This window comes from Spirulina subsalsa CS-330, assembly GCF_028330765.1.
In the GTDB taxonomy this organism is placed as follows: Bacteria; Cyanobacteriota; Cyanobacteriia; order Cyanobacteriales; family Spirulinaceae; genus Spirulina; species Spirulina subsalsa_A.
The window spans coordinates 1-13,194 of the sequence record NZ_JAQMTY010000075.1 but is presented as its reverse complement, the minus strand read 5'-3'; the positions used below and the strand labels follow the sequence as shown (position 1 = coordinate 13,194).

The 13,194-nt window shown below is 53.3% G+C and carries 12 protein-coding genes; 7 read left to right on the top strand and 5 right to left on the bottom strand.

The genetic code is table 11. The features are described 5' to 3' along the window. Positions 1-205 precede the first annotated feature (205 nt). Entirely contained in the window at positions 206-1,435 is a 1,230-nt protein-coding gene (locus tag PN477_RS05100; RefSeq protein WP_272117601.1) for a methionine gamma-lyase family protein, read from the bottom strand. Positions 1,436-1,535: 100 nt separating this feature from the next. On the opposite strand from PN477_RS05100, the gene PN477_RS05095 reads away from it, so the two are divergent. From PN477_RS05095 to PN477_RS05085, 3 genes are all read left to right on the top strand, one after another. Further along, a complete protein-coding gene (locus tag PN477_RS05095; RefSeq protein ID WP_272117603.1) occupies positions 1,536-2,369 on the top strand; it encodes an acyl-CoA desaturase in 834 nt (277 codons plus the stop codon). A 303-nt stretch (positions 2,370-2,672) separates the two neighbouring features. Continuing rightward, complete coding sequence (locus PN477_RS05090; RefSeq protein WP_272117604.1) at positions 2,673-3,884, top strand: MFS transporter; 1,212 nt, start codon at positions 2,673-2,675, stop codon at positions 3,882-3,884. A gap of 64 nt (positions 3,885-3,948) precedes the next feature. Continuing rightward, positions 3,949-4,920 (top strand): glycosyltransferase family 2 protein, encoded by a 972-nt coding sequence (locus PN477_RS05085; protein ID WP_272117606.1) that lies wholly within the window; start codon positions 3,949-3,951, stop codon positions 4,918-4,920. A 109-nt stretch (positions 4,921-5,029) separates the two neighbouring features. On the opposite strand, the gene leuB is transcribed toward PN477_RS05085, so the two are convergent. Continuing rightward, the gene (gene leuB, locus PN477_RS05080; RefSeq protein ID WP_272117608.1) at positions 5,030-6,112 is read right to left on the bottom strand and encodes a 3-isopropylmalate dehydrogenase; all 1,083 of its coding nucleotides are present in this window, start codon (positions 6,110-6,112) and stop codon (positions 5,030-5,032) included. Between the two features lie 271 nt (positions 6,113-6,383). Here leuB and PN477_RS05075 point away from each other — a divergent pair, with 271 nt between their 5' ends. The 4 genes from PN477_RS05075 (at position 6,384) to PN477_RS20815 (ending at position 9,250) form a co-directional block, all read left to right on the top strand. After that, a complete protein-coding gene (locus tag PN477_RS05075) occupies positions 6,384-6,992 on the top strand; it encodes a Uma2 family endonuclease (protein ID WP_272117610.1) in 609 nt (202 codons plus the stop codon). Positions 6,993-7,146: 154 nt separating this feature from the next. Then, positions 7,147-8,562: a serine/threonine-protein kinase gene (locus PN477_RS05070; RefSeq protein ID WP_272117612.1), complete on the top strand. Its 1,416-nt coding sequence runs from the start codon at positions 7,147-7,149 to the stop codon at positions 8,560-8,562. Between the two features lie 230 nt (positions 8,563-8,792). Beyond that, positions 8,793-8,993, top strand: a complete 201-nt coding sequence (locus PN477_RS05065; protein ID WP_272117614.1) for a hypothetical protein — start codon at positions 8,793-8,795, stop codon at positions 8,991-8,993. Beyond that, positions 8,990-9,250: a ParE family toxin-like protein gene (locus PN477_RS20815; protein ID WP_417158754.1), complete on the top strand. Its 261-nt coding sequence runs from the start codon at positions 8,990-8,992 to the stop codon at positions 9,248-9,250. Before PN477_RS05065 ends, PN477_RS20815 begins: the two co-directional genes overlap by 4 nt. On the opposite strand, the gene PN477_RS05060 is transcribed toward PN477_RS20815, so the two are convergent. From PN477_RS05060 to PN477_RS05050, 3 genes are all read right to left on the bottom strand, one after another. Next, positions 9,229-9,810, bottom strand: coding sequence for a Uma2 family endonuclease (locus PN477_RS05060; RefSeq protein ID WP_272117616.1), 582 nt, complete (start codon positions 9,808-9,810; stop codon positions 9,229-9,231). The genes PN477_RS20815 and PN477_RS05060 overlap by 22 nt on opposite strands. 109 nt (positions 9,811-9,919) lie before the next feature. Continuing rightward, positions 9,920-10,402: a hypothetical protein gene (locus tag PN477_RS05055; RefSeq protein ID WP_272117618.1), complete on the bottom strand. Its 483-nt coding sequence runs from the start codon at positions 10,400-10,402 to the stop codon at positions 9,920-9,922. A gap of 431 nt (positions 10,403-10,833) precedes the next feature. Next, positions 10,834-12,900: a mechanosensitive ion channel domain-containing protein gene (locus tag PN477_RS05050; RefSeq protein WP_272117619.1), complete on the bottom strand. Its 2,067-nt coding sequence runs from the start codon at positions 12,898-12,900 to the stop codon at positions 10,834-10,836. Positions 12,901-13,194 lie beyond the last annotated feature (294 nt).

The following is a 13,194-nucleotide window of genomic DNA, read 5'->3' as shown; positions in this document are numbered from 1 at the left end:
GATGTTCACCTTCTCTCGATCCCCCCTAGCCCCCCTTAAAAAGGGGGGAACGCAAAAAAGTCCCCCTTTTTAAGGGGGATTTAGGGGGATCAAACGCAGACGAGGCCAACATTTGAACGTTATGTATAAGCAGTAGCCCAAGGGGCGAGGGGCTTCGGAATCTGTACGTGATGATGTCTGAACACGCTGTAAGGAAATTGATGGGTTAGGCCGGGGGCCAAGTGGCGAGGAGGTCTTCGAGGGCGATCGCCATGTGTGTCCAATGGGTTCCCCCCTGACAAAAAACAATGTAAGGCTCCCGCAGCGGCCCATCCGCCGACAATTCCGCCGTACTGCCATCCACAAACGTCCCCCCCGCCATCACTAGCTCGCTCTCGTAGCCCGGCATCGCCGCCGGTACGGGGTCTACATAGGAATCAATGGGCGATCGCTGTTGGATGGCGCGACAAAAGGCGATCAGTTGCTGGGGGCTGCCCAGTTGGATCGCCTGGATCACGTCCCGCCGGGGAACCATCGGCAGGGGATTCACCCGATAGCCCAGTTGGTCAAACACATGGGCCACCAAATGACTACTTTTAAGCGCCTCCCCCACCATCTGCGGCGCAAGGAATAGCCCTTGAAAGAGTAAGCGATTGAGATTCAAACTTGAGCCGCCCTCGCTGCCAATCCCCGGAGCCGTCAGCCGACAGGCGGCCTGTTCGACCAGATCCGCCCGACCGGCCACATAGCCGCCGGTGGGTGCGATCGTGCCGCCCAGATTTTTAATCAACGACCCAGCGATGAGATCCGCCCCCACCGCAGGCGGTTCCTGGGTTTCGATCAGTTCGCCATAGCAGTTATCCACAAAGCAGATCACATCCGGATTCTGCCGTTTCACCATTTCGACGATGCGGCCAATCTCGGCGATGCTGAGGCTGTCGCGCCAGGCATAACCGCACGATCGCTGAATCAACACCAGCCGCGTTTGAGGCTGAATCGCGGTGCTGAGACTGTCCCAATCAATACCGCCGGCGGGGGTGAGGTCGAGTTGACGATAGGTGATGCCCCATTCTGCGAGCGATCCCTGACCTGTGCCCCGCGTGCCGATCACTTCGGCGAGGGTGTCGTAGGGGGCCCCGGCGACGGCGAGCAGTTCATCCCCCGGCCGCAGTACGCCAAACAGGGCTGTGGCGATCGCATGGGTTCCGGAAACGAATTGAACGCGGGCGATCGCCGCCTCCGCATCCAGCACCCCCGCGAAAACCTGATCCAGGATATCCCGACCGAGATCCCCATGGCCATAGCCGTTTACACCCGAGAAGTGATGCGCCCCCACCCGCTGCGATCGAAAAATCTTAAGAACTTTTTCAAGATTGCGCTTGACCTGAGCGTCAATTCCCGAAAAGATCGGGAAGAGTGCTTTTTCTGCTTTGTTCAACACCCCTAAGCTGTCCATTTCTCTTCTGAGAATTGCATTTCCAATCGCAAGCCAGTGTAAATCTGCGCTATGTTCAGCATAAGGTTATTCCGTATCGTTTCGTTTTTGAGATTTTTGCATGACACTCGCTTCTCCACAAAAAATGCCTTTGAACTGGCTTAATATCTGGTACGTGGCTCTCATTCACATTGGTGCGCTTTTTGCCTTTGTGCCTGGTACTTTTAGCTGGAACGCTGTCGGCGTGATGCTTCTCTTGCACTGGGTGACCGGTGGCTTGGGAATCACCCTAGGCTGGCATCGCCTCGTGAGCCATCGCAGTTTCAAAGCTCCCAAGTGGCTGGAATATTTTTTCGTCTTCTGTGGTACTCTTGCCTGTCAGGGTGGCGTGATCCAATGGGTTGGACTTCATCGCTACCATCACCTTTATTCTGATAAGTCCCGCGATCCCCATGATTCTAGCCGTGGCTTCTTCTGGAGTCATATGGGTTGGATGTTCCATCGTGTGGAAATGGAGCCGGAAGTTCCTCGGATCACGAAAGACATTAAAGATGATCCGGTCTATCAGTTCCTACATAGTTATTTCGTGCCGATTCAAGCTGTCCTAGGGTTAGTGCTCTATGCTTTGGGCGGTTGGCCCTTCGTTGTCTGGGGTATTTTTGTGCGCCTGATTGTGGTGATGCACTGCACTTGGTTTGTCAACAGTGCAACCCATATGTTTGGTTACCGCACCTTTGATTCTGATGACAAGTCCCGCAATTGCTGGTGGGTGGCGCTCGTGACCTACGGTGAAGGTTGGCACAATAATCACCATGCCTATCAATATTCCGCACAGCACGGGATTAAGTGGTGGGAATTGGATCTGACCTGGGCGATTATCCGGATGTTGCGCTTTTTAGGGCTAGCAACGGATGTGAAGCTCATCCCCCAAGAGGTGCTCGACTCCACAGAATAGCGTTTGGCGATAGTTGAAAAAATTACTTTTAAAATCAAAAGGTGAACTTGAGATAACTCAGGTTCATCTATTTTTTTAGGAGGTGTATTGTGGGCCAACGGCGCGATCTCTGTTAACCAATCTCAGGCACGGGAGGCGATCGCATCTCACTTACCATAATTTCACCCCCACAGCATCCCCAACGGACGCAAGGCGAAGGGGTACATCCTCCTCTTGCCCTCTCGCCGCATCAGGGTATGATGAAGGGCACAAACATGAAGTTTTATAACATTTTTACGCCCTAATTGGTGCATTTGTTCGCTTATGCAGGTTATCACCGCCCCCTCTCCGCCCTCTCCACAATCCCCCAAGCAGTCCTACCGTTGGCAAGTTTATGTGTTGATTGCGGCGGGGTGTTTAACGACCATGACCGGCGGTGTGGTGTCGCCTGTGTTGCCGGAGATGGTGCAGGAACTGTCCCTGTCGCCGCAATGGGCCGGGACGTTGGTCAGTATTCACGCCTTAGCGATCGCTCTTTTTACGCCCCTCTTTGGTCTCCTGACGGATCGGATCGGGAAGCGCACGGTGTTATTGCCGGCCCTCGTGCTCTATGCCCTGTTTGGGGTGGCGGGGGCTTGGATGAATACCCTGCCGCTGTTGCTGATGGTGCGGGTCTTGCTGGGGATGAGCAGCGCCGCGATCGCAGCGGCCAGCATTGGCCTGTTGAGTACGATTTTTGAAGGAGCGGAGCGATCGCGGATGCTCGGCTACGCCACCAGTGCCATGACCATCGCCAGCATCATGATCCCCATCGTCGGCGGTTGGATTGGGGCCACCGAATGGCGCTACGCTTTTTATCTCTACGGGTTCGGCCTTCCGACCGCCATCCTCGCCATCTTGATGATCCGCGAACCTCAAAAACGCAGTGGTGGTTTGATTGACCTTGACCAAAACGATCTCCTCTTCACCACCCTCCGCCGCCCCAGCACCCTGATGCTCTACGGCACGATCGCAGCAGCGGCGGCGATCGTCTATACCGTCGTTATCTACACCCCCCTGTACCTCAAAGAAATCATCGATGCCGGCCCCGCCCTCAATGGGTCAGTGTTGGGCATTCGGGCGATCGGGGCGGCGTTGATGTCTGCCTTTGCCGCCAGTCGTCTCGCCCGCCGCTTCGGAACCCAACGGACGATCGCGATCGGTTTCATCACCATGGCGTTCACTCTCCTCACGATCCCCCTCCTCAATCAACTCCAATGGATTGTCCCCGCTGCGGTGCTCTTCGGCATGGGCTTTGGGATTACCATTCCCAACATTTACGACCTGCTGGCCGGGTTAGCCCCCGAAGAAGTCCGCGCCACGGTGCTCGCGGTGGGCACAGGGGCAAACTCCCTCGGTCAATTTCTCTCGCCGCTGCTGTTGGGGCCGATCTGGAATGGTCTAGGGTTAACTTCGGTGTTTTATAGTGCCGGCGCGATCGCGCTCCTGATTGGCCTTAGAATTGCCCTGCGTCCCCTTTATCGTCTGTCGGCCTAGTTTCAACGGCAAGGGACTTAAGCCCCTTGTTCCTCAAGACTGGAGCCTCCCTTCTGAATCCGCCATGCATTACTCGTTCATCATTCCGGTCTACAACGAAGAGAGTACCCTCCCCGAACTGGTGCGGCGTTTAACCGAGTTAGCCGATCGCCTCGATGGCCCTTGTGAATTTCTGTTTGTGGACGATGGCAGCAGCGATCGCACCCTCGACCTGCTCCGCCAAGCCCACGCCCAAGACCCCCGCTTTTGCTACCTCAGTTTTGCGCGAAATTTCGGCCACCAACTAGCCGTTACCGCCGGGTTAAACCATGTCACCGGCCAAGTGATCACCGTCCTAGATGGCGACCTCCAAGACCCGCCGGAATTGGTGCTAGAGATGATCGAACAATGGCGAGCCGGCTATCAAGTCGTCTACGCCCAACGCCTCAAACGCCACCAAGAACATTGGCTGAAACGCTTCTACGCCTATGTGTTTTATCGCCTTTTAAAACGCCTTGCGGATGTGGATATTCCTACCGATACCGGCGATTTTTGCTTGATGGATCGGCAGGTGGTGGATGTGTTTAACGCCATGCCGGAACGCAATCGCTATCTGCGCGGCCTGCGGGCTTGGATTGGGTTTAAGCAAACGGCGGTACAGTTTGAGCGGGATTCACGGTTTGCGGGCGATCGCAAATACACCTTCCGCAAATCCTTCTCCCTCGCCCTTAATGGCCTCGTTTCCTTTTCCCGCGTCCCCCTCCGCCTCGCCACCTACACCGGCCTCCTCGCGGGCCTTTTTTCCCTGCTTATGGCCGGCCTCGTCTTCTATTGGCGTTTCTTTGGTGCAGGTAATCCCCTCGTGGGCATCGCTGCGATTATGATCGCCGTCTTCTTTCTCGGCGCGGTGCAGTTGGTCAGCATCGGCATCCTGGGTGAATATATCGGCCGTATCTATGAAGAAGTGAAAGGCCGCCCCCTTTATATCCTCTCGGAAGTGGCGGGGGTTGAGGGGGTGCGATCGCCTCAACAGCCCACCCCCACCCCTGAAGGTTGAAAAATCCACCATTCGGGCGCAAGCATTGCGCCCCTACGCAACACTGCCCAAAACCGGCCAACCTGTAGGGGCGGATTGCACCCGCCCAAACCGCTCAGGGTGCGCGAACCTACAACGCCTTCAACAGGGCTTCACCCATGGCCTTACAGCCCACTAGATTCATCCCCTCCGATAGAATATCCCCAGTGCGATAGTTCTGATCGAGCACCGTAATCACCGCCGCTTCTAAGCAGTCCGCCGCCGCCGGTTGATCGAGGGCATAACGCAGCATCATCGCGGCGCTGAGGACTTGGGCGAGGGGGTTGGCCTTGTCTTGGCCCGCAATATCGGGGGCGGAACCGTGGACGGGTTCAAACACGCCCGGTTTGCCCGGTGCGCCCAGACTGGCCGAGGGTAACATGCCAATGCTGCCCGTGAGCATCGCCGCCGCATCCGAGAGAATATCGCCGAAAAGGTTGCCCGTCACAATCGTGTCAAACTGCTTCGGGGCGCGAACCAGTTGCATTGCAGCGTTGTCTACATAGAGGTGGGACAGTTCCACATCGGGATATTGCGGGGCCATGGCGGTGATGCGATCGCGCCACAGTTGCGACACATCCAACACATTCGCCTTATCCACTGAACAGAGTTTCCCACCCCGTTTTTGCGCCGTTTCAAACCCCACTTGAGCGATGCGATCGATTTCGCCTTCCGTGTAGGCCATGGTATTCACGCCGCGCTTTTCGCCGCTTTCGGTGCTAAAAATCCCCTTCGGCTGCCCAAAATACACGCCGCCCGTCAATTCCCGGACGACCATAATATCCACCCCTTCGACAATTTCCCGCTTCAAGCTCGACGCATCGATCAATTGGGGCAAAATCGTCGCCGGGCGCAGGTTGGCGAAGAGATCCAAGCCAGCGCGAAGACCGAGCAGGCCGGTTTCCGGGCGTTGATGCCGAGGGAGGGTGTCCCATTTATACCCCCCGATCGCTGCCAACAGCACCGCATCACTGCCTTGGCATTGCTTCAGCGTCTCATCGGGGAGGGGATTACCCGTAGCATCGATCGCTGCGCCGCCGATCAAGGCTTCGCTGAAGGTAAATTGCAGATCAAAACGGGGCGCGATCGCGTTTAAAACATCGAGGGTCACGGCCATAATTTCAGGGCCAATCCCATCCCCAGGGAGCAAGGTGATCCGATACTGTTGCGTCATGGTGTTCGGTTGAATGCGGTGCGATCCCCGATCATACCCTAGCGCGAGCGATCGCCGAAATCTGCACCGTTTCCCACGTCACTCCTCACCCGCAATCCATGTTGTATCAATGAGTCAGAGGCTCACCCAACATCGAGCAGCCTTATGGAATGCGAGCTTCTAGCTCGCTGCTTTGACTTCAGGATCTTGAGGGGTACAGTTCAGATTGGCGATCAGTTTTTCCGTGTGGCTGAGTTCCTACAATAGTAGAGGTGAACTCTTTGCAGACACAATGGTACAAACTCCCGTATCACCTCAGTCCCTCTTCCTTGCATTGCCCCCAGACCTGACCTTAAAGGTCACGCCGGAACAGTTTGCCGCCCTAGCGGTAGCTAATCGTGAGTTAAGACTCGAACGGACTGCAACAGGAGAATTAATTGTGAACCCACCCACAGGCGGTCAATCTGGTAAACGGAATTGTCATATCACGGGCCAACTGAGTGCTTGGTCTATCGCTAATGAGCAGCTAGGCGAAGCATTTGATTCGTCCACTGGTTTTATTTTGCCCAATGGTGCGAATCGTTCCCCCGATGCATCTTGGGTACGGCGCGATCGCTGGGATGCCCTCACCCCCGCCCAACAAGAGGGTTTTATTCCCCTTTGTCCTGATTTTGTGGTGGAGTTGCGATCGCACAGCGACAGCTTAAACACCACTCGCGCCAAACTCCAAGAATATCTCAACAATGGCGCACAATTGGGCTGGCTCATCGACCCCCAAAACCAACGAATAGAAATCTATCGCCCCGGTCAAACTATCGAAACCTTAGACCATCCCGATACAATATCCGGTGAGCCAACCTTGCCCGGATTTAGCCTCAATTTGCAGCGGATTTGGGCGTGATCTTGTCGCATCTTGACCCATCAATTGTGTCGGGTGGGCATTACCCACCAATCTCCAAAACTCTGATCTGGTGGGCGATTTCCACTCTACTGTTCTACTCAAGCACGACAAAGAAGGATAAAATTCAACTGTATTGCGATCGCGTTTATCCACCATGCGTCATTGTCTGAACCCCGGTTGTTTGCATCCCTCTAATCCCGAAAATCATCAATTTTGTGTCAAGTGTGGCCAAAAACTGCTCCTCCGTGAACGATATTGGGCCAAGAAAATTCTGGGCCAGGGTGGGTTTGGGCGCACCTTTCTCGCTGTTGATGAAGATAAGCCCTCAAAACCCTTTTGTGTCATCAAGCAGTTGTTACCCCAAGCCCAAGGGACGGATAGCCTCGACAAAGCAGCGGAATTATTCGCCCAGGAAGCGGAGCAGTTAGAGCAGTTGGGACATCATGACCAAATCCCTGAACTACTGGCCTATTTCACGGACAATGACCAACAGTATTTAGTGCAAGAGTTCGTCAATGGTGCGACGCTGGCTCAAGAATTAGCCGACAATGGGGTATTTTCGGAGCGGCAGATTCGAGAATTACTGATTGATATATTAGGAATCTTAGATTTTGTACATGGCAAAAATGTAATTCATCGTGATATTAAGCCAGAAAATATTATTCGGCGATCATCGGATCAAAAATTGGTTCTGGTGGATTTTGGCGCAGCGAAAGTCTTACAGCAAGTTCAGCGCACAGTGACAGGAACAATTATCGGTACAGCGGAGTATTGTGCGCCTGAGCAAGCTATGGGTAAGGCCAAATTTGCGAGTGATTTATACAGTTTAGGAGTGACCTGTCTCCATCTCCTGACGCAGATGAGTCCCTTTGATCTGTACGATTCCAATGAAATGGAATGGGCTTGGCGCGATTTTCTCAATGGGAATGCAGTAAGTGATGAACTGGGTCAAATTTTAGATCATTTAATCCAGCAAGCTCCCAAAAAGCGGGCGCGATCAGCCCAAGATGTTTGGCAAACGTTGCAACCTGTTCGTGCTGCTGCTCATCCATCGCAAATATCTCAGACGATTCTATCTGAACCTGAAACCCAACAGTCACTTGTACAATCTCAACCGTCACAGATTCCGGCACGGTATCAACGGTTAACCACACTGCTCAAGGCGGGTGATTGGAAAGGAGCCGATCGAGAAACCGCCAAGCAAATACTGGCGGTGGCAAATCGTACAAAGCAAGGCTGGCTAAATGTTGATGATATTAAACATTTTCCCTGTGAAGATTTACGGGCTATTGATCAGCTTTGGGTGTATTACAGCCAGGAACGCTTTGGGTTTAGTATTCAGAAGCGCATTTATCAATCCTTGGGCGGAACAATGGTGCATGATGCAAAGGTTTGGAACGCCTTTGGTGATGCAGTGGGTTGGCGAAAGGGTAATACCTGGTTGTACTACAAAGATTTAAACTTTAATACCTCCTCCCAGGAGGGACACCTCCCGACGGTGGGGGAGGGGGTGTTGTGGAGGGTTGGGGGGAGTGTATTCTTCTCTCGCGTCGAGACTTGTGGATTGTAATTTATAAAGGCTACAGACTTTTTTGAGCATCATTGACCCGTTGATTTTCACGAAGCTATGCGGGGTCTGGCTTTTCGATACCTGGCACTGGGGTTTCCAGTTTTAGGCTCACCCTCTCCACAAACACCGTACTATTGCCTCACCACGATCGCACCACTACAGATTTTATAATCTGGCATATTGTAGAAGTGCCATGCCTGTCAAACTCTTGCCTTTATCCCTATCGCACCATGAGCAATCTACAAGACCTTGAGCGCACAGTGAAACAACTCTCACCCGAAGACCTCGCGGCCTTTCGAGCCTGGTTTGCTGAATTTGATGCCCAGGTTTGGGATCAGCAATTTGAGAACGACGTGAAAACAGGTCGATTAAATCACTTGGCCGATCGCGCCCTGCAACACCTGCATCGCGATCGTTGTACAGACTTGTGAGACATCGTGCTACACCTGATTTCTGGTTTCATTATCGACAGCTACCCCAGGACATTCAACAATTGGCTGATCGCTGCTATGCTCAATTGAAACAAAACCCACGTTACCCATCCCTACACTTCAAGAAAGTTGGCCCATTCTGGTCAGTTCGCATCGGTTTGCGTTATCGCGCTGTTGCGATCCAGGAAAATGAAGATGTTGTTTGGTTTTGGATTGGAAACCATGCGGAATACGATCAAATTTTGAGTAATTGTTGAACGGTTAAATCACACGCTGGAAATAAGGGTGACGCTAACATCATTTCATCCTGTAATTCAACCGTATCGTAAAACCCTTCTACCAAAGTGCAAATCATTACCTTCTCAGCGAGTGGATCAACAATCCAATATTCGTTAATCTCCAGCAGTGCGTATTCCGTGCGCTTGGCTCGATAGTCCACACTGCGTGTGGATGGACTTACCACTTCAGCGACGACGATGGGAGATGGATCGCTGAGTAAAATAACTGCTTCGCGATCGCGAATTTCACGCCATTGAGCTTGAGGTAAAATCGTCACATCAGGAATGCGAACCGTTTCCCATTGGCCCCGTTGGGGAGATTGCACCCCGATAATTCCTTTTCTTGCGATCCAGTCTTGGTTTTGAGTGGCAATCTGTTGCTCAAAATAACGCTCCAGTTGGTGCATGATTTCACCATGACGACCACTACCTAAACTCATCGGAATTAGCTCTCCTGCGATCAATTCATAGCGGGTATCAGTCGCATCGTCATAGTGTAAATAATCCTGAAGGGTGAAGCGTTGTCGGGTCAGGGTCATCAGTTTAAGGGATGAAGATAGCACCATTTTAACAAGACATCGCTCCCCATAAAAAAAGCCACGTTACCGTGGCTGTTCAGCACTTTCGTGAGATGGGGAAAATCAACGCTTAAAAACGGGTTGTGCCGCCCGATCGCGGCACTGTAATCGCCGTTTCATCGAAACAGGGAATCACACCACCCGCCAAAATGGTCACATCATCAAAATCATCATCGGAGATTTCCACCTCCACGGCTCCCGATGGACGCACCCGGCCTTCGCCGTCATCTTCCCAGCCCATCAAGATCCCGTTGCCATCATCCAACGCCCCGCGAAAATTCACCGCATTGACATTGGTGGAGGTAAAGGTAGTGATGTAGCGATTTTCCGTCGCGGTATAGACATCCATGTAAAACACATAGGGAGTATTCGCCCGGAACAGATACTCAATGATTAACGAGCCTTCGCCGTTGGAGCGCGATGCTACCAAATTCGCCCCTGGACTATCCACCGGGCGCACCGTACCGCCCACCACCGTACCGCGATAATCGGTGAAACTGGTCACGCCAAAATCATCAAAGGGCTTCACCTCCTCAAACAGCGGGATTTTCATCCTCGGAAGGACACCTCCCAGCCGAAATATGGACATTGTTCTGTGGGGATCTAGACACTGTGATTGGGGCAAATATTCTTCTCTTGAGTGAAGACTTATAAGTTGATAATCTAGAAAGGCTACAAAATCTTTCTAAGAATCATTAACCCGTTGGTTTTTGGGAAGCTATGCTGGGTCTGGCTTTTCGATACCTGGCACCAAAGTTTCAAGATCTTCGATCACACTCTTCACAAATTCCCACCCTCGTTACTTTGCTCTGCCAAGGAATGACCTCTAGGAGGCTCTGCTTCCCATACCCCACGCGGTAGAGCCGCAGACTGCTCATATCATGGCAGAGCCGTAACATGAGAAAAGGATGAGCGTCAAACTTCGCCATCCACCCATGACTAGCGGTGTCGGGAATATACCCGACACCGTTAGAGAGCTACCGATTAATCCGGCCCATCTGCTGACCCGCCGCCAGCCTCAACCATTCCCGCCTCCATGGACGAATAAACATTAGCATCGCTGGATTTCGTTTTCTCAAAGGTGCGGTTGGTCGCGTGATCCGCCGCCATCATGGCGTTGTCCGCTGCCGCCTGATGTAAGTGAATATGTTGATGGGGAAGCGGCACCTGAATATTTTCCGCCGGGAAGCGCTCCCGCAGTGCGTAGTGCATATCTTGCCAAACTGTCCAGAAATCATCCAGCTTCGTCGTGAAGCCAAACAGAAAATCGATGGTAAACTCGCTGAACTCCCACAGGAAAGCGCCCGGAGCCGGACTCTCAAGCACCAAAGGATGATCTTGACCAATTTCTAGCAACACTTGGCGCACATGCTTCAAATCAGAATCGTAGGGAACCCGCACCAGAATTGATCCCTTGCGCACATCACCAGCGGTAAGGTTTTCAATCGTGCCATTCCACACCGCGTTATTCGGGATTGTGTAAACCTGATTCGCAAAGCCCTTGATTCGCGTACTCGCCAAGGTAATGGAATCGACCCAACCCCACAAACCGCCAATCTTGACTTCATCCCCCACATCAAACGGTTTGTAGACCAACAGCATCAAACCGCTTGCCAAGTTGCCTAAATTGCTTTGCAAGGCAAACGCCAACACAAAACTCGCCCCCCCCACAACTGCCAAAATCGGGGCCAGACTCACCTCCAGTGCCGTCAAGGCCAACAGCACGCCAATCATGACGCCACCGCGACGAATCACCATGGTTGCAAATTGGCGAAACAGTGACGATACGTTCGCCGTTCTTTTCAAGCCGAGATCAACGCCAAACGCCAACACCCGAGACACGACAATTGAGGCCAGCACAATCCCGACAAACTTACCGATATTGATGCCCCAACGCACTCCGCCTTGTTCTGACTGCACCCAACTCCCCAACCGCACCAGCAGCCCCTGGGTGTCTTGGGCATCAATTGTTACAACACTGATCGACTGAATATATTTATCGAAGGCAGACGTGTCGCCCCCCTTACGTGCAACTTCCTTTAAAACCGCATTCAGACGATCAATCAAGGCGGTCTGTTCGGACTGAAGATTGGTGACATTCACCAGCAAATCTTCTTTCACCTCGGCATCCACCTCGCTCGATTCTTCAAGCTGAGTGATGGTCGTGTCGAGTTGGTCTTGTTTCTCGCTCAGTTCAGCTTCGGAAGGATTCGCGCCTGCTTCCCCTTCACCCGCACCGGGCTGCGTGAGATCCGTTGCGGCGATCTGAGCAGCCGCCTCATCAACATTCTCCGCCGCCGCTTGATTGGGCGCTGCCTCGGGATCGGTTTGGGTTCCGTCGATCGCCCCTCGGGCTTCCCGCAAGGTCTGTAGGGCCGCTTCTACCTCGGCCGCTGCCGCCTCCGCTTCCGGTGTGTCGGGTACCGTCGCTGCGGCGGCGGCTTGGGCGGCCTCAACATCCGCGATCGCCTTCCCCAACGCATCGATCTGGCCCGTCGCGGTCTCATAGGCCGGAGTCCCGGCAGTCAACTCCTCACGCTCCGTCTGCGCCTGCTCTAAAAGCTCTTTGGCAGTCTCCAACTCCCCCGACTGCTGAGATGATTCCAATGCCTCCTTCAGGGTTTCATCCGTCGCCAAGTCTTCCTTTGCGTCCGCTGACTCCTTCACCGCCGCCTCAGCCGCGACTAAATTTTCCTTGGCCTCCTCGACCTTTTGAGTCGCCTCCTCATAGGCAGGCGATCCGGGAGCCGCATTCGTCTGGGCTGCTTCCGCTTCCGCAAGGGCCGTCTTCGCTTGATCGAGGGCCGCCACCGCCTCGTCTTGCTTGGCAATACTGAGATTTTGGCGCTTCACCGCGATTTCAGCATTACTAATTTCCTTGGCCTTGAGTTGAAGCAACATCATCCAAGCCGCTGCTTCATGGGACAGCTCCTCCAAGGTGAGGGGCTTCAGTAATAGCACCAGCTCATCCACGGGAATGGTGGGATCTTGGGTGGTTAAAGCCAAGGCCGGATCGGCCGGGGGAAGTTCCGCCGGTGCCGCCTCTTCCACAGGAGCATCCTGAGCCCAGACGACAGGGGAATGCTGTAAGGGAGAAACACAGATGACACTCGTGACACTCGTCAAAACGACGATGAGAGCAAAGCGATAGCGACGCATAGAACAGATCAACTTCATACGATTCAAAAAAAATACTACCAGAAACTTGACACTCCCACCGTTAAATCAAAGATTATAACGGGGGATTCTTGTTTCACTGGGTTTGTCTAGTTTCAAGTCATCTCTGTCTTGAAACCCCGTCCAGATTCCCCTCCACAAGCATCTGTTTAACGTCCACTGAATGTC